This window comes from Euryhalocaulis caribicus, assembly GCF_000412185.1.
In the GTDB taxonomy this organism is placed as follows: domain Bacteria; phylum Pseudomonadota; class Alphaproteobacteria; order Caulobacterales; family Maricaulaceae; genus Euryhalocaulis; species Euryhalocaulis caribicus.
Genome location: NZ_ASJA01000012.1, coordinates 1 through 20,354 on the forward strand (window position 1 = coordinate 1; position 20,354 = coordinate 20,354).

Below are 20,354 nucleotides of genomic sequence, written 5' to 3' on the forward strand. Positions count from 1 at the left end.
GGCTCTCAGAACAAAGCGCCTGCCTCCAACGCCTCCCCTCATCCGGCCCTCCGGGCCACCTTCTCCCCTCCACAGGAGAGAAGGGACGAACGGAAAACCTGATCAAACAAAACGGGAACCAAACCCGGCCCGGAGAGCTTCTCCAGCCACTCGATATTTCCAAGGGGGAAGCCGCCATGACCCGAATTCTCGCCGCCGCCGCTCTGGCCGCCTTCGCGCTCGCCGCCTGCGACACGGTTACCAAGGGCACGCCCGCCGGTCCCATCGCCACGGCCTGCGAAGACAATCTGGGACTGGGCGAGGGCGTCTGCGCCTGTATCGAGCGTAAGGCCGCCGGCGACCTCTCCGACGACGCCTATGACTTCCTCGCCGCCAGCCTGTCGGGCGATAATGACCGCGCGGACGGCCTGCAGCGCGACCTCAGCGTGTCGGAGGCGACGGCCGCCAGCATGATCATGGTCACCGCGCCCGCCGCCTGCATGTCGGAAGGCTAGGGGCGCTTTTTTTCGTTAGACCCTCTTGATCTGAACCGGGCTTGAGGTTGCAGGCTGCGCTTTCATTTCTTCTGATAGCGCCCGGAAACCTCATGACCCTCTTTCCCCTCGCCGCCCTGAACGCCTTTCACCTGACAACCTTTTTGACTGACAGAACGGGGCGAAGCGGCTAGGGCTGCGCGTCTCATGGCGCGCCCCGAACTCAACCGCAAACGGGCCTTCTCGCTGGCCTGGCCGCTGATCTTCGCCAATGCGGCGCAGCCGCTGGCGGGGCTCACCGACACCGCCGTCATCTCGCTGGAGGGCATGGCCGCCCAGATCGGCGGGGTGGGGCTGGGCATCGTCGCCTATTCGCCGCTCTATTGGGGCTTCTATTTCTTGCGCATGGGCACGACGGGCCTCGCCGCACAGGCCGATGGCGCGGACGACGAAGGCTCGCTCCAGCGCGTCCTGATGCGCTCCATCGCCGTGGCGGTGGTGGTCGGCATCCTGATTATCGCCTGCCAGTGGCTCTGGCGCGGCGCGGCGTTTTCCATCCTTCAGGGCAGCGCGGATGTCGAGGCCGCGGCCGACGCCTATCTCGCCCCGCGCCTGTGGGGCGGGCCGGCGGTGCTGGGCATGTTCGCGCTCACCGGCTGGCTGATCGGGGTGGGGCGCACCGGCTCGCTGATGGCGATCCATATCGTCTTCGCGGCGGTGAATATCGCGCTGGATCTGTTGTTCGTGCTGGGCTTCGGCTGGGGTCCGGCCGGGGTCGGCTGGGCCACCACTATCGCCGAATATGCCGGGCTGGCGGTCGCCGCTTTCTACGTGATCCGCGTCATCGGCCAGCGCGGCGGCTGGTCGGAGGACACGTTCAACGCCGACCGGCTGCGCGATATCACCGCCGTCATGGCGCTGTTCCGCGTCTCCGTGGCGTTGTTCATCCGCTCCATGACGCTGGTCGTCGCCTTCGGCTGGTTCCAGAACACCGCCGCGCGGCTGGGCGATGTCGTCATCGCCTCCAACCAGGTGCTGTTGCAGTTCATCACGCTGTGGGCTTTCGCGCTGGACGCTTTCGCCTTCACTGCGGAATCGGAAGTCGGGGCCGCGGTGGGCCGCCGCGACGTGCCGCGCCTGCGCCGCGCCATCCGCATCACCACGGAACTGGCGCTGGGCGCCGCGGTCGTCTTCACCGTCATCACCCTGCTGGCCGGGCCGCCCGTCCTGCGCCTGATTGTGGAGGACGAGACCGTGCGCGCCTTCGCGATGAACTACGTGCCCTATGTCGCCGCCGTGCCGTTGCTGGGCGTCTGGGCGTGGCAGCTGGACGGCGTCTTCACCGGCGCCACGCGCGCGGCCACCATGGCCATCGCCTCCATCGCCGCGGCGGGCGCCTATCTGGCCAGCGACGCCGTGCTCACCCCCGCCTTCGGGGTGGCGGGCATGTGGTGGGCGTTCCTGGCCTTCTATCTCTATCGCGGGATTTCGCTGGCCGTGGCCTATCCGGCGCTGGAGCGTTCGGTGTCAGCGCCGTCCGGTTCCAACCGCCTCGGCGACGCTTGAGACGCCCTCGGCCTTCAGCGCCGTCACCAGCTCGGTCTTGATGCGGGCGATTAGCGACGGGCCGTGCAGCGCCAGCGCGCTGTATAGCTGCACCGCGCTCGCCCCCGCCTTGATCTTGGCCAGCGCATCGGCGCCGGAAGCCACGCCCCCGACCCCGATCAGTTGCACGCGCGGCCCGCACTCGGCGCGGAAACGGCCCAGCAGGCGGGTGGATTTCTCGAACAGCGGCGCGCCGGAAAGCCCGCCGGCCTCGCCTTTGTATTCGCTGGTCAGCGTGTCCGGCCGGTCCAGCGTGGTATTGGAAATGATCAGCGCGTCCACGCCCCCGGCGCGCGCCGCCTCGCAAATCGGCTCGACCGCGTCATCGTCAAGGTCCGGCGCCAGTTTCACGAATAGCGGCGGCGAGGCCTTGTCGCCCGCCATCTGGCCACGCGCCTCGCTCAGCCGGTCGAACAGCTCGTCCAGCGCGTCCGGGTCCTGCAGCTTGCGGAGGCCGGGCGTGTTGGGGGAGGAAATATTGATCGTGAAATAATCGGCCAGCGGCCAGAACCGCCGCAGCCCGGTGATGTAGTCGCCGATCCGGTCCTCCGAATCCTTGTTGGCGCCCAGATTGACGCCCAGCGGGCCGGGCCGCGCGCCAAGCGCCTCCAGCCGCGCCGCGGCGGCCTCCATGCCTTCATTATTGAAGCCCATGCGGTTGATCACCGCGCGGTCCTCCATCAGGCGGAACAGGCGCGGCTTGGGATTCCCGGCCTGCGGACGCGGGGTGACCGTTCCGATCTCCACGAAGCCGAAACCGGTCTTCAGCATGGGGATCGGCGCGCGGGCATCCTTGTCGAACCCGGCGGCCAGCCCCAGCGGATTGGACAGTTTCAGCCCCGCCAGCTCTGTGCGCAGGATGGGGTCGTCCGGCTCGTCGTTCACCGGGCCGAACCCGGCCTCCAGCGCGCGGATGGTCGTGGTGTGCGCCAACTCCGGGGGGAGGCGGCGCAGGGCGGTCGCGGCAAGGTCGTGAAAGCCAGTCATAGGCGCCGCCACATAGGCTCAAGCATCGTTCTGGACAAGGCGGAAGGAAAGCCGCTATACAGGTTTATATTCCTATTCACGCCGGAAAGGCGGATCACAATGCTGACCCACCGCCAGATCTGGGCGGGCGTTGACCGCCTCGCCGCCCGCAGCGGGCTCAGCCCCTCCGGCCTTGCCAAGGCCGCCGGGCTGGACCCCACCACGTTCAACAAGTCCAAGCGCGCCAGCGCCGACGGCGCCAAGCCGCGCTGGCCCTCCACCGAAAGCCTCGCCAAGGCGCTGAAGGCGGCGGGCGCGAGTTTCGAGGATTTCGCGGCGCTCGCCGAGGGCCGCCGCGCCGGGGCCGGGCGCGTTGCGCCGCTGATCGGGTTCGCCCAGGCCGGCAATGACGGCTTCTTCGACGACGCCGGCTTCCCGGTGGGGGCGAGCTGGGAGCACGTGCATTTCCCGGGCGTGGAGGACGAGAACGCCTATGTTCTGGAAATCGCGGGCGATTCCATGGCCCCGGTCTATCGCGACGGCGACCGCATCGTGGTCTCCCCCGCCTCCAACCCCCGCCGCGGCGACCGGGTGGTGGTGAAGACCACGAAGGGCGAGGTGCTGGCCAAGGAACTGCGCCGCCGCACGGCCGAGACGATAGAACTGACCTCGCTCAATCCGGATTATCCCGACCGCACGTTGAGCGCCGCCGAAATCGAATGGATCGCCCGCGTCGTCTGGGCCAGCCAGTAGGGGAGCGTCTTACGGCTCGCCCAGCCAGTCACGGATCAGCGCCGCGCGCGCTTCATCCTCATCGAGAGCTTCGCGAAGCGCCCCGGCGCGCTGAACGGCCGCGTCGTCGAACGCTGTCTCCACCGGCTGCGCCAGCGTCCAGTCCAGCGTAGCCCTGGCGCGGTCGCGGTGGGCGGCCGGGTCCAGCGCCAGCAGCAAGGCGGCGTATTGCGCCCCGGCCATCGGCGCCGCGCCAAGCTGCAGCGCCGCTTCGAAATCAGCGATCCCGTCCGGGGCGTTCGCGCCGTAAAGGCGCTGCGCCGTCTCCCCGCCGCGCCACAGAATTTCCAGGTGCCAAGCGCCGGACACCGCCCGCGCCTGCGCGTTGTTCGGCTGCAGGGTCTGGGCGCGGTCCAGCGCCTCGCGGCCTCTGGCGGCGGAGCCGCGGAAATAATTGGCGATGTCGGAACTCGCCCGCGCCTCCAGCCCGTAGGAGACCGCCAGCTGGACCAGGGCGGACACGCTGTCCGGGTCCATCTCCAGCGCCGCCTCGGCATGACCGCGCGCGGTCCGCGCGGCGCGCGCATTCGCGCCCTCAAGGACCAGCCGCGTGCTGATCGCCTCGGCCGCCAGAACTTGCGCCTCGGCGCGTTCGATTTCGGCGGCCGTCTCCGCGGCGCGGACATAGTCGCCGCTGGCATAGGCCTGTCGCGCCGCGCCGATGTCCGCGAGGGCGGGGCCGGCGGCCGTGAGCGCCAGGAGGGCCGTTAGCAGGGTTCTCATGAAGGGCAAGGGTAGCGCGCCCGCCGTCCCGCGCCAGCGCACAGGGCAGGACAGAGCGGGCGGCGCTATGCCTTGGCGGCGGGCGCCTTGGGATACTGGAAGACCTCTTCCAGTCCCACGCCGAACGCCTCGGCCATCTGGAACGCCACTTCCAGCGAGGGCGAATAGCGGCCTTGTTCGATGGCGATGACGGTCTGGCGCGTGACGCCGACCTTGCGGGCCAGCTCGGCCTGGGTCATCTCGCCGGCCTCGAACCGCAGGCGGCGGATATTATTGGTGATGCGCGTTTTCTTCGCCATCAGATCGCCTGCCGGTAATAGACCAGCTTGGAGGCAAGGCTCACCGCCTCGCTGACGAACAGGGCGAAGAGGAGGGCGTTGGCGGCGGCGAAATTCGTCGCGCCGACCAGCATCAGGCCCAGCGTCAGCACCACGCCGACGCCCAGGATGAAACCGCCATTGCGCTCGGCCTTCAGGCTGATGAAGCGTTCGCGCTCGTCGGTCTCGTCATCGCCCTTCTCCATGAAGATCGCCACGACGATATGGCCGGCCGCCACGATGGCGACAAAGCCGATCATGGTGACGAAAAGGATGGCGGTGGAGGCCGCCAGCACCCCCTCGCCGCTGAGGATCATCTCCGCGTGCAGCGCGAAATAGATCCCGTACCAGATAACCAGGCCGGCCAGCGTGATGGCGGCGGATTTTTCGTGAAAGCTCATGTCAGGTCCTTCATACTAAAGGTCAAAGATTATTTACATCCCGATATGTATGATCAGGCCGACTTCATGTCAATAATATTTTACTAAACTCGAAAAAGAAAAAGGGCGGCCCGTTGGGGCCGCCCCCGATCCTTCAAGCCGTTATTGTCCGGCGAACCGCTAGTGGTTCTTGAACAGGGCCGGGAAGTTCTGGCGGATGATGTCATCGCCGCCCGGCGCTTCGGAAAGCGCCCGCATGAACAGGGCGGTGTTGGAGGCAGCGCCGCGGAAATCGAAGGTGAATTCCTCGAACTTGCAGCCGTCCAGAACCGGCGGCTCGCCCCCGGAATAGGCCAGGGTCACGTTGCGGAACGTGCAGTTCTCGAACGTCTCCCCGTCCAGATCGACCGTGGCGTTTTCGAATGTCTCGTCTTTATGCGTGGCCATGTGCGCGGCAGCTCCGTTGGGAATTGAGGTTTCGTGAAAAGGGATAGCGGTTCGGTGGCGGGTTTCCAAATCCCATACGTTTCAATCGTCATTCCGGACGGAGCGTAGCGGAGATCCGGAACCTACCGAGGGGCGAACAACGCTTGGCGCACTTGTGAGTCGCCCAAGAGGCAAATTCACGGTGGGTAGGTTCCGGATAATGGCCCTGCCATTTCCGGAATGACGGGAAGCGGAGGCGTGCGTTCAGAAAGGCTGATTACGGAGGGCGTCTTCGTAAAGGTCTTTCCAGGTGGGGTTCATGCCTTCGATCAGGGCGACCTTCCACTCACGCTTCCATTTCTTCATTTGTTTTTCGCGGCCGATGGCGGCTTCGGCGCTGGCGTGCTGCTCGAACCAGACGAGTTGCGTGATCTTGTATTTTCGGGTGTGGCCGGGGATTTCCAGAAGTCGGTGTTCCCAGACGCGTTTCACCAGATTGCTTGTAACGCCGAGATAGATCGCGCCGCGCGGCCGGTTGGCGAGCAGATAAACCCAGAAGAGTTTTTCATGCATGGCATTGCCTGTGCTCGAGGGCCGATTTCCTCATCCGTCATTCCGGACGGAGCGAAGCGAAGATCCGGAACCTACCGCGCTTGAAACTACTGAAGGCTCATTTGTGAGTCACCCAAGGGGCAAGTTCGCCGCCGGTAGGGATAATGGCTTTGCCATTTCCGGAATGACGGACAGGGGCCTTACGAATCCCGCGAGAGGGCGCCTTCGATCATGGCGATGGTTTCGGGGAGGCCGTAGATGGCGGCGAAGCTGCCGAAGCGCGGGCCCTGGCTCTGGCCGAACAGGACCTCGTAGAGGGCCTGGAACCAGTCGCGCAGATTCTCGAACTCGTGCGCCTTGCCGATGGAATAGACCTCGGTCTGGATCGTTTCCGGATCGGACTCCGCCGATTCCAGCGCGCGGAAGCGGCGCACCAGCTCCTCCATCGCCGCGCGTTCCTGATCGGTCGGCGCGCGATACTGTTTCGCCGGGTGCACGAAGTCCCGGTAATAGGCCAGCGCATGGCCGACCAGCGCGTCGGTCAGGGGATAGGTCTCGGGCGTCGCATCCGGCTGGTAGCGGGTGATGAAGCCCCAGATCGTCTCCTTGTCCGCCGCGCCGGCGGCGGAGACGAGGTTCAGCAATAGCGCGAAGCTGATCGGCGAGCCCTGTTCCGGCGGGTTCCCCTCATGGATATGCCAGGCCGGGTTCTCGACCTGCTTGTCCGGCTCCTGCCGCCCATAGGCGGAGAGGTGGGAGATATATTCGTCCACCGTCTTGGGAATGATGTCGAAATAGAGCTTCTTGGCCGTCTTGGGCTTGGTGAAGTTGAACAGCGACAGGCTCTCCGGCGGGCCGTAGGTCAGCCATTCCTCGACCGTCAGGCCGTTGCCCTTGGACTTGGAGATCTTCTCCCCCTTCTCGTCCAGGAACAGCTCGTAATTGAAGCCGTCGGGCGGCTTGCCGCCAAGGACGCGGCAGATTTTCGAGGAGACCTTCACGGACTCGATCAGGTCCTTGCCGGACATCTCGTAATCCACCCCCAGCGCGGCCCAGCGCAGCGCCCAGTCCGGCTTCCACTGGATTTTCACATGGCCGCCGGTGACCGGGACTTCGGTTTTTTCGCCGTCCTCGTCCTCGAACACGATCGTGCCGGAATCGACATTGCGCTCCAGCGTCGGGACCTGCAGCACCTTTCCCGATTTGGGCGAAACGGGGAGGAAGGGCGAATAGGTTTCCTGCCGCTCCCTGCCCAGCGTCGGTAGCATGATCTCCATAACCTGGTCGAAGCGGGCGAGCATGGTCAGCAGCGCCTCGTCAAAGGCGCCGGACTTGTACTGCTCGGTCGAGGACAGGAATTCGTATTCGAACCCGAAAGCGTCGAGGAATTCGCGCAGGCGGGCATTATTGTGATGGGCGAAGCTCTCATGCTCGCCGAACGGGTCGGGGACCTTGGTCAGGGGCAGACCGAGATGTTCGGCCAGCATGTCCTGGTTCGGGAGGTTGGTCGGGACTTTCCGGAACCCGTCCATGTCGTCCGAAAACGTGATCAGGCGCGTCTTGTAGGCGCCATCGGTCAGCGCCTCGAACGCGCGGCGCACCATGGTCGTGCGCACGACCTCGCCGAACGTGCCCATATGCGGCAGGCCGGACGGGCCGTATCCGGTCTCGAACACGACCGGTTTTTCCGTGCCGCGGGACTCGACGCGTTTGACGAGGGCGCGGGCCTGTTCGAAGGGCCAGGCCTTGGCGGAGCGGGCAATATCGGAAAGGTCAGTCATGGGAAGGCGTTGTAACGCGCCGCGATGGCGAGGCAAGCGGGCGGACTCACGCCTCGTCGTCGAAGATCTCCTCGATCGGGCGGCCGAACAGCCGGGCGATGCGGAAGGCGAGCGGCAGGGAGGGGTCGTAACGCCCCGCCTCCAGCGCATTCACGGTCTGGCGGGAGACGTCGAGCTTTTCGGCCAGCGCGCCTTGCGTCCAGCCCATTTCGGCGCGGAGTTGGCGCAGGATGTTCTTCATCCGCCATACCGCCGGTTGAGCACCGCCATGGCCGCCGTGTGAGTGAGCGCGGCGGCGGGCAGCAGCAGGAAGAGCGGGGGCTCCGGCCAGCCCATGATGAAGCTGAAGATGCCCCAGAGCGAGGCCGCGAAGACCACGCCGCCGGCGCTGATCATGATGGCGCGGAACTGGATCTCCCGCTGCATCTCGTCGCCGCCGCGCGTCATGCGCACGAACTCATACCCCCACCAGGCCATCGGCAGGACAGGCAGGGCGGCCAGCGCCAGCCGGACGCCCTGCTGCGAGACAGACGAGAACAGCAGGATGGAGGGCACCAGGACGGCGACATAGAGCAGAAGCGCCAGCGTGCCTGTCCGGCGAAAGCGTTTCAGGCGCGACTGGCTGGGCGCGGTCCCGCTCATGCCGCGCCGCGCCCGCACAGCGCGCGCCAGATGCGGGCGCGGTTGGAAAATGCGGTCCAGCCGAGCACCACCCCGCCGACCCAGAACACCGCCTCGGTCGATACCGCAGCGATGGTGACCAGCACGGTCCACAGCGCGACGCCCGGGTCCATGAACAGCCAGACGCCCAGCATGGTCAGCCAGGTGGTCGTGCAGACGCCCAGCGCGATGGCGAGAAGCAGCAGCTTGAGCGATTTCGAAGTCATGGCGATCTCCTGATTGGAAAGTGTGCTTTACAAGTATGCGCCGCCGCCCAGCCTGTCAAGCACGCTTTCCATTTTGTGCGCAAAAAGAGCCGGGCTGCGTCTGGCCGATAGCCAGCCATGGCAAGGCGCGGCGGGCGGCGTCTATCTGAAGAAACGTAGCGCGGCCGAGATAATGGCTTCAGGCGCATCTTCCTGCACCAGATGGCCGGCGCCGGGGATTTCCGTCAGTTCGCAATCGGGCAGCATGGCCGATAATTCGCGGCCGCGGGCAAGGGGTATCCATTCGTCATCACAGCCCCACAGGAGCGTGACGGGAAAGCGCAACTCCCCGTACTGGTCCTGAACAGCATCGGTGTATTTCAGATCCATCTGGGCGATCTGGCGGTAGAAGCCGGGTTGGCCGGATTCGCCCAGCCAGGGCGTCAGATAAGGCTCGAGTTCGGCATCGCTCATCGGGCGCGAAGCCGCGCCGCGGATATAGGCGCGCAGGATGGCGCGCTGCAGGTAATCCGGGACCCCGGCGAAGGCGGCTTCATGCTCGCGCACATGCTGCACGAAAGGCGAACCCCAGGGACGGATGGCGACCGGGTCGATCAGCAGCAGCCTTTCGTAGTCCAGCCGGTTGAGAAAGTGCGCGCGCAGCGCGGTCGCGCCACCGAAGTCATGCGCCATGACCTGCGGCTTCACCAGGCCCCAATGTTCGAACAGCGCGGCCAGCACCTCATTCTGGACGCCAAGGGAGACGTCGGCGTCGGGTTTGGCGGACAGGCCGTAACCCAGCAGATCGTAGAGATAGACCGTATGATCGCGCGCCAGCTCCGGCGCGATCCTGCGCCAGACGTGAGATGAGAATGGCGTCCCGTGCAGGAGGACAAGCGCGGGACCATCGCCAAGACGGTCCCACGCAATGTCATGGCCCTTGAATTGAAAGCGCTTTTCGAGCCGCACGCGAGGACGGCCTATTCCGGCTTGCGGAAGTGGAGGATGCCCCAGTTCAGCTTGCCCGTGGCCGCGCCGTCGACCCAGTGGCCGAGGCCCTCGATCATGTTGTCGATATATTCGGTGGAGACCGTTTTCTCGATATTCTCGCGGTCCTTGATCAACTCCTCCCGGACGCGGCCATAATGGCGGCCCAGCTGGTCGGGATATTCGCGAACATCGACCTCTACCAGGCCCGCCTTCTTCGCCGCTTCGCGGTAGAAGGCGACCGAGGCCAGAGAGGAGAGGCGGATGCGGTTGAGGATCGGCTGCAGTTCGCCGTCATCGGCATCGTCGGCCTTCATCGGGTCGGTGAAGATGATATCGCCGCCCGGTTTCACGATGCGGGCGCATTCTTCAATGATGCCTTGGCGGTCGCCGCCGTGCAGGAAGCTGTCCTGTGACCACATGGCGTCAAAGGCGCCGTCCTCGGCGGGGACTTCGTTGAACGAGCCGTGGATCACCTCGATCTCGTCATGGAAGCCGGCCTTGGCGTTCAGCTGGCGGTTAATCTCGTTCTGCTTGTCCGCGATATTGACGCAGGTCACTTTCCAGTCGCGATTGCGCACCATCCAGCGAGCCCCGCCGCCATAGCCGGCGCCGAGATCCACCACGTGCGCGCCCTTGGGCAGGTCCAGCATGTCGGCGATGGTCTCCACCGTGCGGATGCTGGCGTCCCGGATCGCCTCGTCCTCGGACTTGTAGAGGCCGACATGGATATCCTCGCCGCCCCAGACATCCAGATAGAAGCGGACGGCGTCGTCGCTGTCGTAATAGTCCTCCGCGACGGCGGAGGCCTGTTTATGATTTTCCATGATCAAATTTCTTTTGCGCAACGTGAATGAAGAAATCGGGGTTATCGACCGGCTTGTCGTTGAAATCGCCGTAGGTCTCGATGTTCTGGAAACCCGCCTCGGTCATCAGGCCCTCGACATAGTTCCGGCGCAGCGGAAACATGTTCAGGTGATAGGTCTGCCCGTCTGAAAATTCGTAGCAGAAACGCGCCAGGCCATCGTCGACCTTCTCGGGAAAGACATTGACGTCCTTGCCGGTATAGACCGAGTGCTTGGAGCCGTAATTGCCGTCCAGGATCGCATCGTAATTGCGGTGATCCATGATCAGCACGCCGTCATGTTTCAGCGCGGCGTAGAATTCGGCCAGGGCGCGGCGGCGGTCGGCCTCTTCATGCAGGTGGGTGAAGGAATTCCCCAGACAGATGACCGCGTCATACTTGCCCTGGATATCCTTGTTCAGCCAGCGCCAGTCGCTGCACACCGTCTTGAGGATCTGGTCGTGCTCGACGCCGTTGTCGAAGGCCATGGCCAGCATCTGGGCGCTGCCGTCGCAACTGGTGACGTCCAGCCCCGCCTTCTTCAGGCGGATGGAGTGGAAACCGGTGCCGGTGGCGACGTCCAGAATCTTGTGCTTGCCGTATTTTTTCAGGACGTCGACGAAGAACTGGCCTTCGCTTTTCGCGCGGCCTTCCCAGTCGATCAGCTCGTCCCATTTCTCGACGAACCCGCGGATATATTCGTTCTGGTAGTGATTGGTGTCGCGGACCTTCAGAGGGTCGCTGCCGTAATCCTGTTTGTTTGTGTCGCGACTTTTCAAGTCAGCTGACGTTGACATACCTTACCTGCGCTTTTGCTTCGTATCGGAGGCGCCAGAGCGCTCCTCCCAGGTTCCCATAACCGGCGCGCCGCACTTGGCATGCGGACTTTTTATGGGCCGGCTGGGGTGAAAATCTGGGCGGCCCCGGCCGTCTCGTGGAAACCCCCCGGATTACGAAGGGTTCCTCGACCGACCCAATATGCATAGGTGATATCGGCGGCGGTTTTAACCGGGCGCGCGGAAATTCATGAAAACTTTTTGCGGCGCAATATAAAACGCGGCGCGGAAAAAATAATTCCGCGCCGCGTTTCTTTAGGCAAGTCAGGGGTTTACCGGTTGGGCTGCGGCGTCGTGCGCAAATAAGGCTTAATTTTGTTATAGCCTTTTGTGAACAGTTGATCGGCCTCTTCGTCGCTCAGCGACGGTACAATGATCACGTCCTCGCCATCGCGCCAGTTCACCGGGGTGGCAACCTTGAATTGATCGGTCAGCTGCAGCGAATCGATCAGGCGCAGCACTTCCTGGAAATTCCGGCCGGCGCTGGGCGGGTAGGCGAAGAAGGCGCGGACTTTCCTGTTCGGGTCGATCACGAACACCGTGCGCACCGTCACCTTGGCGTCGGCGTTCGGGTGGATCATGCCATAAAGATTGGCGATCTGGTTGTCCTGATCCGCGATGATCGGGAAATTCACCGCGCAGCCTTGGGTCTCCTCGATATCGCCGATCCAGCCCTTGTGGTCCTCCAGCGGGTCGACGGAGATGGCGATGGCCTTGGCGTTCCGCTTGTCGAACTCGCCCTTCAGCTTCGCCGTCTCGCCCAGCTCTGTCGTGCAGACCGGGGTGTAGTCGGCCGGGTGGGAGAAGAAGATCGCCCACTGATCGCCGATCCAGTCGTGAAAGCTGATGCGGCCTTGCGTCGTCTCGGCTTCGAAATCGGGGACGGTGTCGCCAATCTGCAAGCTCATATCGGTGGCTCCTCTTTGCTGCCAGGCGGGAACGGGAATGCGTCCCGGACTAGGTGGCGCGAGGCCCGGCGCTTTGCAAGGGAGGACGATCCGGGAATTCCGGTCTGACCGGAACAGGATTCCGCCGCGGCGGCGCCTGCGCGCCAGAGCCGCAAGATTATTGCGGAAACAGCGCCTGAGTCAGGCCGAACAACTGGCCCCGCCCAGAACGCAGAACCGGGCGCAATGGGGGTGGTTGAGTTTGACCGGCTTCAGAGACCCGGCCAGCGTGCGCGCCAGCTCGAACTCCTCGTCATAAGGGGTCAGGGTGCAGGCGATCACGGCGGGGGCGTCATCGCCCCGGCGTTTGACGATCATGCGGCTGGTCGCGCACATCATCGCGCCTGGATCGACGCCCAGAATGCCCCAGCATTCGGTGGTGATCTCCGGCACGTCCGCGCTCTCGTCCATCTCGGGAAAGATCAGCAGGCGGGACGGGTCCTGCGCGGGGATATCCAGCCCCTCCCGCTCGAACAGGCGCAGGAATCCGGCGCGCGCCTCGTCTTCGGTTTCTCCGGTCAGGCTGCGTCCGGCGGCGGACAGGCGGAATCCCTCGTCCCGCAGCCAGCGCACGCCCTTCATGGTTTTCCCGAAAGCGCCTTCGCCGCGCTCGGCGTCGTGCACCGCGGCGCTGTAATGGTCGATGCTGATGCGCAGGGTCAGGCGGCCGCCATATTCGGCGTTCAGCGCCGCCATGTCTTTCTGCACCTTCGGGCGCATCATGGGGCGCATGGCGTTGGTCAGGATCAGAACCTCGTGCCCGCGGGCCAGCGCATCGCCCGCCATTGCGGCCATGTCGGGATTCATGAAGGGCTCGCCGCCGGTGAAGCCGATCTCCACCGGGCCGATCCCCATCTCGTCGATCTCGTCCAGAAAGCGCGCGGCCTCGGCGCGGGTCAGATAGACCAGCGCGTCATTGGTCGGCGAGCTTTCGATATAGCAGTTCAGGCACTCGATATTGCACAGCGTGCCGGTGTTGAACCACAGCGTCTCCAGCCGGGCGAAATCGACGCTGGCGCGGCGCTCTCCCTTCGCTGTGATGTCCGGATCGCGAAACTTTGCGGGGTCCAGGCGGGGTTCGGTATCGGTTTGCACGCTCATGCATCATGGATATGGGGCGCGCGGCGCGGTTTCCAGCCGTTCACGTCAGCGCTGGCGCAATCGTGATCGCGGCGCGCGCCGCTTGCCCGCAGGCGCAAAGCCTTGGTATTCCCCGTCCCGCGCGCTTCGCGCGGGTATGATGTAACGGTAGCCTGTCAGCTTCCCAAGCTGATCGTGCGGGTTCGATTCCCGCTACCCGCTCCAGCGCGCCTCCCGGCAGATGCGGAACACCGTCCCAATCGATCCGGGGTTCAGGACCGTCCGCTATAGAAAACGCCCAGCCTGAATACGGCCCAGAGCAGGCCCGTCGCCGCGGTCGCCATCATCATCAGCGCCATGTCCGGCAGGAACAGGTAGAGCGTGCCGATCGATATTCCGAACAGCGCGGGGATGAGATGGAGCGCGGTCCAGGCGAGCGCGATCATCATCGGCAAAGGAAGCCAGATGCTGACCAGACCGGAGAACCCTGACTTCGCGCGCAGCCTGTCCCGGTGCAGCCAGGCCCAGACCGCGCAGAACACGAAGAAGGGCGGCAGCAGCGCGAACATCAGAAAGACCGATTTACGGCTCCAGCCGCCCGCATCGCCGTCATGGTCGAGCCCCAGCGCTGTTGCGCTGAGCCCGGTGCGGAGCGTGGCCGTTTCCCCGAATCCGAAGCCACTGCCGGCATTCACCAGAACCACAGCCCCTTTGCGCTCCGCCGGAACGAAAAGGGCGAGCGTTTCGACCCCGCGGCTTGTGCCGGTGTGAAAGACTGTTCCGCTCTCGGCGTCCAGCGACCAGCCGAAGCCGTAATTTGGCGAGGCGCCGCTGGCCGGGCGCAGCATGTCCGCCTTGCTGTCGGCGCTGATGACGTCGTCCTGGCCGTTCATCATGACCGCCAGATACCGCGCCAGATCGTCGGCGCTGGCGATGACGCCGCCCGCCGGCGCGGTGACGCGGTTCGGACGGCTGTCCTTCACGGGCCGCTTTGTCCCGAACCACGGCAGATGCCCTCTCGCCACGCCGTCATGGCGTTCGCCGTCGGCGACAAAGCTGTTCTCCATGCCGATCGGCGCCAGAATCCGGCGCTCCACATAGCCGGCGTAATCCTCGCCGCTTACCGCCTCGATAACCGCGCCGAGGATCTGGTAATTGGCGTTGGAATAATCCCAGACGGTTCCCGGTTGATGGGCGGGCGTCCATTGCGCGATCTGCGCAACGTGCTGTGAAAGCGCGTCTTCGGCGCCGCTTTGATCGGTGTGCGCGCCATTGCCCTGCCGGGTCGAATATCCGCTGGTATGGCCCAGCAATTGCCGGATCGTGATCGCGCCGGAGGGCCGGTCCGCGAAGACCTCCAGATAGCGGGAAACCGGCGCGTCCAGATCGACCTGGCCGGCTTCGACCAGTTGCATCACCGCCATCGCCGTAATGCTCTTGGAGATGGAGCCGATCAGGAACGGGGTGTCCGGCGTAACGGGATCGCCGCTTCCGCGCAGGACCTCGCCCCGCGCGCCGGATGTGATTTCGCCGTCCTCGACCACGGCATAGGCAAGGCCCGGCGTCCCGGAAGCCGGCATTTCCGCGTTGATGAATTCATCAATGGATCCGGAAGACGCCGCGGCCTGAAGCGCGGCCGTCAGTCCCAGAACAACAAGCAAAGCCAAGACACGCCGCATAGTTCGCTCCCCCCGCTCAATGCTGCAATGCAGAGCATGGAGCGGCGGGATTTTTTTCGCCAGTCGCAGGCGCGATTTTTCAGCGTGACGCTAGAACATGCTGCCGCTGCGGCCGGTCTCGACGCCGGCCAGGTTCACGATATGGGTGAGGAACATCAGGGTCAGGGCGGCGAAGCCCAGCCCGATGAACATCCAGGGGATATAACGCACCTTGCCCAGCGTCGGCGGGCGCTGGCCGCGCCAGATGCAGAAGGCGGCGACGGCCAGGCTGGCCAGCGCGGCGAGGGCGGAGCCGATATAGCCCATCAGCGCGGCCGCCGGTCCGCGGCGCCGTGCTCTGTCTTTTCCCAAAAATGAGGCCGTCTGATCAGTTGCATGAGCGCCCACGCCGCCGCCGGTGTCTGGAACAGCCAGTAAATCGGCTGCCAGAGCGCCGCGCGCAAGAGGGCCGGCGCACGCGCGCGCCGCGCGGCGGGAATGGCGCTGGACGCCGCAATGGCCCAGACCAGCAATGGCAGGGCGTACGCCCAAAAGGGCGGCGCGGGCCAGACACCCGCGGCCGCGCCAATTGCCCAGCCGGCGAGCAGCGCCAGCGCGGGGGCATAGAGAAAGGCGCTCAGCACGCCCGCGCCCAGCGTGGCGCAGAGCGACAGCGCGCCCGCCGCGCCCGCGCCGGTTTCGCGGGGCCGGGCGCGCACCAGCAGGGTTTGCATATAGCCCTTGATCCAGCGCGAGCGCTGACGCGTCCAGTCGGCGCGATTGGTCGTGGCTTCCTCCAGCGTGGGCGGGGCGATCATGCCGCAGCGCCAGCCCTGCGCGGCCAGCCGGAAACCCAGATCGGCGTCCTCGGTCACGTTGAACGGATCCCATGCGCCCACCGCGCGCAGCTTCGAGACCACGAAATGATTGCTGGTCCCGCCCAGCGGGATCGGCAGGCCAAGCCGGACCAGCAGCGGCAGCCAGAGATGGAAGTGAATGGCGTATTCCAGCGCGAAGGCGCGGGTGATCCAGTTGTCGCCGCCATTATAGCATTCCAGAGGCGCCTGAACGCAGGCCAGCTCCGGGTTGGCCGCCAGCGCCGCAGCGGCCTCGCGCAGCTGGTCCGGGGCCGGCCAGTCCTCTGCGTCATAGATCGTGGCGAGGCTGCCGCGCGCGAATTTCAGGGCGTAGTTGAGGGCCTTGGGCTTTGTGCGCGGGTTGGCGGGCGGCACGGGAATGATTTCGAACCGGCTGTCCAGCTTCAGGGCGCGCGCAGCCTCCAGCGTCTCCCTGTCGTCCGCCTCTATGATCAGCTTGGCGTCCAGCTTCGCCGCCGGATAGTCCAGCATCTCGATGGCCCGCACCAGACCGGGCAGCGCGGCCGTTTCCCGGTAAAGCGGCACAAGCACGGTGTAGACAGGCAGGCCGGCATCGCTCAGCGGCGGCGCTTCATCGGCAATGGGCGGCAGAACAATGGAGAAGGCGCGGAGCACGATAAGCGCGCCGAAGGCGCTTCCCAGCACAAGGCTCCCCGCCCCCAGGGTGGCGGACGCCGGGACAATACAGGCCAGCGCCAGAAGGAACGCGCCGGCCGAGGCGAGGGCGATCTTCTGTTCGCCGATCAGCGTGTGGCGGGCCGAGGCCATGGGAAAGCGCCGCGCCAGCGAATGGATGGCCGATTCGAGAATCCGCGCGCGCAGTCTGGCCGAAAGCCTCGGCGGCTCTCTCCGCGCGCGAAAATGCGGCACAGGCGCAGACGCGCGGGCGCCCATGCCCGCGCGCTGCACGCCTGCGCGTCCGGGTCCGGTCCGGGCGTCAGGCAAGCCGGTCCTCCCCAGACCGTTAACTTTCCATTAACACACTTGTAGCCGCTGCCTGCGAAGGCTGGCAAGCCGAACCGATAATTTTCAATAAGTTGGAAGGCTGCGCGTCAGGCGGCCCTGGCGTCGGCCTTGTTCTCGAGGAACCATTCATAGGCGTTGGCCAGGCCCTCTTCGAGGCCGATGGAGGGCGCCCAGCCCAGGCCGCGAATCTTGTCGGCGCTCATCAGCTTGCGGGGCGTGCCGTCCGGCTTGGTCTCGTCCTTGGTCAGGTCGCCTTTGAAGCCGACGACTTTCATGACCTGACGGGCCAGTTCCTCAATCGTTACGTCCGTGCCGCTGCCCACGTTCACGTGCTGGTCTTGCGAATAGGTCTTCATCAGGAAGACCAGCGCATCGGCGCAGTCATCGACATGCAGGAATTCGCGGCGCGGCGACCCCGTGCCCCAGATTTCCATGGAGGACTGCCCGGCGAGCTTGGCCTCGTGCGCCTTGCGGATCAGGGCCGGAATGACGTGCGAGTTCTGCAGGTCGTAATTGTCGCGCGGGCCGTAGAGATTGGTCGGCATGGCGGAGATGAAGTCGTCGCCATATTGCCGGCGATAGGCCTGGCAGAGTTTCAGCCCGGCGATCTTGGCGACCGCGTACCACTCGTTCGTCGGCTCCAGCGCGCCGGTCAGCAGGGCGTCCTCGGTGATCGGCTGGTCGGCGAATTTCGGATAGATGCAGGAGGAGCCGAGGAAGACCAGCTTCTCCACGCCCACATTATGGGCGGCGTGGATGACATTGCCGGCGATCATCAGGTTCTCGTACAGGAACTCCGCCGGATAGGTGTCGTTGGCGAGGATCCCGCCCACCTTGGCCGCGGGCACGAAGACCGCGTCCGGCTTTTCCGCCTTCATCCAGCGTTCGACCTCGTCCTGACGGACCAGGTCCGCGTCGGCGCGCGTGGCGGTCAGCAGCGCGCCGATATTTTCCCGCTCCAGCCGCCGGCAAAGCGCCGAGCCGACCATGCCGCGATGGCCGGCCACCCAGACGCGCTTGCCTTCAAGACTGTATGCGGGGGCGTCAGCCATGGCGGTTTTTCCGGTCTTTCTCGCGCAGAACGGTTTTCAGATCGTCTTCCACCATCTCGGTTACAAGGTCGCGGAAGCTGGTCGTCGGCGTCCAGCCCAGCTTTTCCTTGGCCTTGGCCGGATCGGACAGCAGCAGGTCCACCTCGGTCGGGCGGAAATAGCGCGGGTCGATCCGGACCAGCGTCTCGCCGCTGTCGGAGTCATAGCCGACTTCGTCCACGCCTTCGTCTTTCCAGGCGATGGTCTTGCCAACCTCGGCGAAGGCCAGTTCGACGAATTCGCGCACGCTATGCGTCTCGCCCGTGCCCAGAACGAAATCGTCCGGTTCGTCCTGCTGCACGATGCGCCACATGCCTTCGACATAGTCGCGGGCATGGCCCCAGTCGCGCTTGGCGTCCAGATTGCCCAGGAACAGCGTGTCCTGCAGGCCGTGTTTGATGGCCGCGACGGCGCGCGTGATCTTGCGCGTCACGAAGGTCTCGCCGCGCAGCGGGCTTTCATGGTTGAACAGGATGCCATTGGAGGCGTGATAGCCGTAGGCCTCGCGGTAATTGACCGTCACCCAGTAGGCATAGGCTTTCGCGGCCGCATACGGGCTGCGCGGATAGAAGGGCGTGGTCTCGGTCTGCGGCGTTTCCACGACCTTGCCGTAAAGCTCCGACGTCGAGGCCTGATAGAAGCGCGTCTTCTCGCCAAGGCCCAGGATGCGGATCGCCTCCAGCATGCGCAACGCGCCGATGGCGTCGGAGTTCGCGGTGTATTCCGGCGTCTCGAAGCTGACCTGAACGTGGCTCTGCGCGCCCAGATTATAGATCTCGTCCGGCTGGCTCTCCTGAACCAGGCGGATCAGGTTCGTGGAATCGGTCAGGTCGCCATAATGCAGAAACATCCGCACATCTTTTTCATGCGGGTCCTGATACAAATCGTCGATCCGTTCGGTATTGAACGAGGACGAGCGGCGCTTCACGCCGTGAACGATATAACCCTTGTCCAGAAGCAGCCGGGCCAGATACGCGCCGTCCTGGCCCGTAATCCCGGTAATCAACGCCGTCTTGCGATCCATTTAAATCCACTCGAAACCTGCCGCGCCGGCCGGTGCAAACCGGTGGCGCTGGCGAACAAATAACCGCCCGCGGGCAACAGGAACGTCGCGCCCGGCTTTCTCGCAAAAGAAAGCCGGTCAGATACCGGGCGTGTCCTGTTTCCGGCGGAGAACCCCTCAAGAGCAACGGCGAAGCCGTCGAAACCCTGTGAAACCACGGGGCAAGCTGCCGATCAAGGCTTCTAGAACCCGCATTGCACAAACGCAAGGAAAGGCGCGGCAAACCATTGCCGCAGGCAGGCCTCTCCGCTAGTCACGGTCCTCCAAGGGGTTTTCCGCCATATGGCTGTTTTTCGATGACCGCCGCGTCGCCTGACATGGGTGTCCGCACGTCCCGCTGGGCCGAGGCCTGGCGCGACCTGACGCAGAGCCTGCGCCTGACGCCGTTCTGGATGCGGCTGGCCTATCAGCGCGTGCGCGGCCGCTACCAGCGCCTGTCGCTGGGCCTGATCTGGCACCCGCTATCCTACGCCTTCGTGGTGATTTCGCTGGGCTATATGTGGGCGGCGATCATGGGGCGCGAGGCGTCCTATTTCATGCCCTATGTGGCCGTGGGCTTCGCGACCTGGTTTTTCATCTCCAACGCGATCAGCGGCGCGACGGATATTTTCAACGGCGCGCGGCGGCACATCATGGCGCGGCCGACGCCCCTGATGATGTTCATTTTCGAACGCACGGCGGCGAACCTCATGGCCTTCTTCCTGGAAGCGCCGCTGTTTTTTCTCGTGGCGCTGCTGGTGGGGCGCGATTTCGGCTGGATCGTTCTGCTGGCGCTGCCGGGCCTGGGCCTGCTGATTCTCAACGCGATCTGGGCGAACCTGTTTTTCGCCATCGCGGTCGCGCGTTTTCCCGACCTTGGAGAGATGGTGCGCAACATCATGCGCATCGCCTTCTTCTTCACCCCGATCATCTGGTCGGTGGACGTCAATCCGCGGGTGGAGAACGTCTCCCAGTGGAACCCGTTCTATCACGCGGTGGAGGTGGTCCGCGCGCCGTTCATGGGCGCCCCGCCGGACCGCATCAGCTATATCGTCGTTTCGGCCATTGCGGCGGTCGGCCTGACCCTGACGATTCCGATGTTCGTCTATGCGCGCCGCCGCGTGCCTTACTGGGTCTGATCGTC

Annotated in this window: 24 protein-coding genes and 1 tRNA gene; 5 read left to right on the plus strand and 20 right to left on the minus strand. The window is 64.9% G+C overall.

Annotation, left to right across the window (positions count from 1 at the left end; genetic code table 11):
• Nucleotides 1-176: 176 nt before the first annotated feature.
• Both L338_RS10425 and L338_RS10430 read left to right on the plus strand, forming a co-directional pair.
• A complete protein-coding gene (locus L338_RS10425) occupies nt 177-494 on the plus strand; it encodes a hypothetical protein (protein WP_022698329.1) in 318 nt (105 codons plus the stop codon).
• 186 nt (nt 495-680) lie between these two features.
• Nucleotides 681-2,039, plus strand: a complete 1,359-nt coding sequence (locus L338_RS10430; RefSeq protein WP_022698330.1) for an MATE family efflux transporter — start codon at nt 681-683, stop codon at nt 2,037-2,039.
• On the opposite strand, the gene L338_RS10435 is transcribed toward L338_RS10430, so the two are convergent.
• Nucleotides 2,001-3,065, minus strand: coding sequence for a quinone-dependent dihydroorotate dehydrogenase (locus L338_RS10435; protein ID WP_022698331.1), 1,065 nt, complete (start codon nt 3,063-3,065; stop codon nt 2,001-2,003). The genes L338_RS10430 and L338_RS10435 overlap by 39 nt on opposite strands.
• Before the next feature lie 99 nt (nt 3,066-3,164).
• On the opposite strand from L338_RS10435, the gene L338_RS10440 reads away from it, so the two are divergent.
• A complete protein-coding gene (locus L338_RS10440; protein ID WP_022698332.1) occupies nt 3,165-3,797 on the plus strand; it encodes a S24 family peptidase in 633 nt (210 codons plus the stop codon).
• A 9-nt stretch (nt 3,798-3,806) separates the two neighbouring features.
• On the opposite strand, the gene L338_RS10445 is transcribed toward L338_RS10440, so the two are convergent.
• From L338_RS10445 to L338_RS10510, 14 genes are all read right to left on the minus strand, one after another.
• Nucleotides 3,807-4,559: a hypothetical protein gene (locus L338_RS10445; protein ID WP_022698333.1), complete on the minus strand. Its 753-nt coding sequence runs from the start codon at nt 4,557-4,559 to the stop codon at nt 3,807-3,809.
• Between the two features lie 65 nt (nt 4,560-4,624).
• On the minus strand, nt 4,625-4,858 hold the full coding sequence (locus L338_RS10450) for a helix-turn-helix transcriptional regulator (protein WP_022698334.1): 234 nt from the start codon (nt 4,856-4,858) through the stop codon (nt 4,625-4,627).
• Nucleotides 4,858-5,277, minus strand: coding sequence for a hypothetical protein (locus tag L338_RS10455; RefSeq protein WP_022698335.1), 420 nt, complete (start codon nt 5,275-5,277; stop codon nt 4,858-4,860). Before L338_RS10455 ends, L338_RS10450 begins: the two co-directional genes overlap by 1 nt.
• A 159-nt stretch (nt 5,278-5,436) precedes the next feature.
• Nucleotides 5,437-5,703, minus strand: coding sequence for a hypothetical protein (locus tag L338_RS10460; RefSeq protein WP_022698336.1), 267 nt, complete (start codon nt 5,701-5,703; stop codon nt 5,437-5,439).
• Between the two features lie 243 nt (nt 5,704-5,946).
• Nucleotides 5,947-6,255 carry a GIY-YIG nuclease family protein gene (locus L338_RS10465; RefSeq protein WP_022698337.1) on the minus strand — a complete coding sequence of 103 codons (309 nt, stop codon included), beginning with the start codon at nt 6,253-6,255 and terminating at the stop codon, nt 5,947-5,949.
• A gap of 179 nt (nt 6,256-6,434) precedes the next feature.
• Entirely contained in the window at nt 6,435-8,015 is a 1,581-nt protein-coding gene (locus L338_RS10470) for a lysine--tRNA ligase (protein WP_022698338.1), read from the minus strand.
• A 46-nt stretch (nt 8,016-8,061) separates the two neighbouring features.
• On the minus strand, nt 8,062-8,256 hold the full coding sequence (locus L338_RS10475; protein WP_022698339.1) for a helix-turn-helix transcriptional regulator: 195 nt from the start codon (nt 8,254-8,256) through the stop codon (nt 8,062-8,064).
• Entirely contained in the window at nt 8,253-8,657 is a 405-nt protein-coding gene (locus L338_RS10480) for a hypothetical protein (protein WP_022698340.1), read from the minus strand. Before L338_RS10480 ends, L338_RS10475 begins: the two co-directional genes overlap by 4 nt.
• On the minus strand, nt 8,654-8,902 hold the full coding sequence (locus L338_RS10485) for a hypothetical protein (RefSeq protein WP_022698341.1): 249 nt from the start codon (nt 8,900-8,902) through the stop codon (nt 8,654-8,656). The genes L338_RS10480 and L338_RS10485 overlap by 4 nt, the downstream gene beginning before the upstream one ends.
• 141 nt (nt 8,903-9,043) lie before the next feature.
• Nucleotides 9,044-9,850, minus strand: a complete 807-nt coding sequence (locus tag L338_RS10490) for an alpha/beta fold hydrolase (RefSeq protein WP_022698342.1) — start codon at nt 9,848-9,850, stop codon at nt 9,044-9,046.
• 11 nt (nt 9,851-9,861) lie between these two features.
• Complete coding sequence (locus L338_RS10495) at nt 9,862-10,698, minus strand: SAM-dependent methyltransferase (RefSeq protein WP_027068459.1); 837 nt, start codon at nt 10,696-10,698, stop codon at nt 9,862-9,864.
• Nucleotides 10,682-11,491 (minus strand): glycine/sarcosine N-methyltransferase, encoded by an 810-nt coding sequence (locus tag L338_RS10500; RefSeq protein WP_027068460.1) that lies wholly within the window; start codon nt 11,489-11,491, stop codon nt 10,682-10,684. The genes L338_RS10495 and L338_RS10500 overlap by 17 nt, the downstream gene beginning before the upstream one ends.
• A 329-nt stretch (nt 11,492-11,820) precedes the next feature.
• Entirely contained in the window at nt 11,821-12,456 is a 636-nt protein-coding gene (locus L338_RS10505) for a peroxiredoxin (RefSeq protein WP_022698343.1), read from the minus strand.
• Between the two features lie 180 nt (nt 12,457-12,636).
• A complete protein-coding gene (locus tag L338_RS10510; RefSeq protein ID WP_022698344.1) occupies nt 12,637-13,596 on the minus strand; it encodes a radical SAM protein in 960 nt (319 codons plus the stop codon).
• 130 nt (nt 13,597-13,726) lie between these two features.
• Here L338_RS10510 and L338_RS10515 point away from each other — a divergent pair.
• A tRNA-Gly gene (locus tag L338_RS10515) sits at nt 13,727-13,800 on the plus strand.
• A gap of 47 nt (nt 13,801-13,847) precedes the next feature.
• Here the strand turns inward: L338_RS10515 and L338_RS10520 are convergent.
• The 5 genes from L338_RS10520 to gmd all read right to left on the minus strand — a co-directional run bounded on the left by L338_RS10520 (nt 13,848) and on the right by gmd (nt 19,192).
• Nucleotides 13,848-15,242, minus strand: coding sequence for a serine hydrolase domain-containing protein (locus L338_RS10520; protein WP_206740825.1), 1,395 nt, complete (start codon nt 15,240-15,242; stop codon nt 13,848-13,850).
• A gap of 102 nt (nt 15,243-15,344) precedes the next feature.
• Nucleotides 15,345-15,560 (minus strand): hypothetical protein, encoded by a 216-nt coding sequence (locus L338_RS10525; RefSeq protein ID WP_022698346.1) that lies wholly within the window; start codon nt 15,558-15,560, stop codon nt 15,345-15,347.
• The gene (locus tag L338_RS10530; protein WP_161624624.1) at nt 15,560-16,879 is read right to left on the minus strand and encodes a glycosyltransferase family 2 protein; all 1,320 of its coding nucleotides are present in this window, start codon (nt 16,877-16,879) and stop codon (nt 15,560-15,562) included. Before L338_RS10530 ends, L338_RS10525 begins: the two co-directional genes overlap by 1 nt.
• Nucleotides 16,880-17,163: 284 nt before the next feature.
• Entirely contained in the window at nt 17,164-18,129 is a 966-nt protein-coding gene (gene fcl, locus L338_RS10535) for a GDP-L-fucose synthase (protein ID WP_022698348.1), read from the minus strand.
• Nucleotides 18,122-19,192 (minus strand): GDP-mannose 4,6-dehydratase, encoded by a 1,071-nt coding sequence (gene gmd, locus L338_RS10540; protein WP_022698349.1) that lies wholly within the window; start codon nt 19,190-19,192, stop codon nt 18,122-18,124. The genes fcl and gmd overlap by 8 nt, the downstream gene beginning before the upstream one ends.
• Nucleotides 19,193-19,527: 335 nt before the next feature.
• On the opposite strand from gmd, the gene L338_RS10545 reads away from it, so the two are divergent.
• Nucleotides 19,528-20,349 carry an ABC transporter permease gene (locus L338_RS10545; RefSeq protein WP_081639587.1) on the plus strand — a complete coding sequence of 274 codons (822 nt, stop codon included), beginning with the start codon at nt 19,528-19,530 and terminating at the stop codon, nt 20,347-20,349.
• The last annotated feature ends 5 nt before the right edge of the window (nt 20,350-20,354 follow it).

What these genes read in the sequence shown, in the direction of transcription:
- L338_RS10425 (WP_022698329.1), top strand. Translation starts at nt 177, where the DNA reads ATGACCCGAATTCTCGCCGCCGCCGCTCTGGCCGCCTTCGCGCTCGCC.
- L338_RS10430 (WP_022698330.1), top strand. Translation starts at nt 681, where the DNA reads ATGGCGCGCCCCGAACTCAACCGCAAACGGGCCTTCTCGCTGGCCTGG.
- L338_RS10435 (WP_022698331.1), bottom strand. Translation starts at nt 3,065, where the DNA reads ATGACTGGCTTTCACGACCTTGCCGCGACCGCCCTGCGCCGCCTCCCC.
- L338_RS10440 (WP_022698332.1), top strand. Translation starts at nt 3,165, where the DNA reads ATGCTGACCCACCGCCAGATCTGGGCGGGCGTTGACCGCCTCGCCGCC.
- L338_RS10445 (WP_022698333.1), bottom strand. Translation starts at nt 4,559, where the DNA reads ATGAGAACCCTGCTAACGGCCCTCCTGGCGCTCACGGCCGCCGGCCCC.
- L338_RS10450 (WP_022698334.1), bottom strand. Translation starts at nt 4,858, where the DNA reads ATGGCGAAGAAAACGCGCATCACCAATAATATCCGCCGCCTGCGGTTC.
- L338_RS10455 (WP_022698335.1), bottom strand. Translation starts at nt 5,277, where the DNA reads ATGAGCTTTCACGAAAAATCCGCCGCCATCACGCTGGCCGGCCTGGTT.
- L338_RS10460 (WP_022698336.1), bottom strand. Translation starts at nt 5,703, where the DNA reads ATGGCCACGCATAAAGACGAGACATTCGAAAACGCCACGGTCGATCTG.
- L338_RS10465 (WP_022698337.1), bottom strand. Translation starts at nt 6,255, where the DNA reads ATGCATGAAAAACTCTTCTGGGTTTATCTGCTCGCCAACCGGCCGCGC.
- L338_RS10470 (WP_022698338.1), bottom strand. Translation starts at nt 8,015, where the DNA reads ATGACTGACCTTTCCGATATTGCCCGCTCCGCCAAGGCCTGGCCCTTC.
- L338_RS10475 (WP_022698339.1), bottom strand. Translation starts at nt 8,256, where the DNA reads ATGAAGAACATCCTGCGCCAACTCCGCGCCGAAATGGGCTGGACGCAA.
- L338_RS10480 (WP_022698340.1), bottom strand. Translation starts at nt 8,657, where the DNA reads ATGAGCGGGACCGCGCCCAGCCAGTCGCGCCTGAAACGCTTTCGCCGG.
- L338_RS10485 (WP_022698341.1), bottom strand. Translation starts at nt 8,902, where the DNA reads ATGACTTCGAAATCGCTCAAGCTGCTGCTTCTCGCCATCGCGCTGGGC.
- L338_RS10505 (WP_022698343.1), bottom strand. Translation starts at nt 12,456, where the DNA reads ATGAGCTTGCAGATTGGCGACACCGTCCCCGATTTCGAAGCCGAGACG.
- L338_RS10510 (WP_022698344.1), bottom strand. Translation starts at nt 13,596, where the DNA reads ATGAGCGTGCAAACCGATACCGAACCCCGCCTGGACCCCGCAAAGTTT.
- L338_RS10525 (WP_022698346.1), bottom strand. Translation starts at nt 15,560, where the DNA reads ATGGGCTATATCGGCTCCGCCCTCGCCGCGCTGGCCAGCCTGGCCGTC.
- L338_RS10530 (WP_161624624.1), bottom strand. Translation starts at nt 16,879, where the DNA reads ATGGCCTCGGCCCGCCACACGCTGATCGGCGAACAGAAGATCGCCCTC.
- fcl (WP_022698348.1), bottom strand. Translation starts at nt 18,129, where the DNA reads ATGGCTGACGCCCCCGCATACAGTCTTGAAGGCAAGCGCGTCTGGGTG.
- gmd (WP_022698349.1), bottom strand. Translation starts at nt 19,192, where the DNA reads ATGGATCGCAAGACGGCGTTGATTACCGGGATTACGGGCCAGGACGGC.
- L338_RS10545 (WP_081639587.1), top strand. Translation starts at nt 19,528, where the DNA reads ATGACCGCCGCGTCGCCTGACATGGGTGTCCGCACGTCCCGCTGGGCC.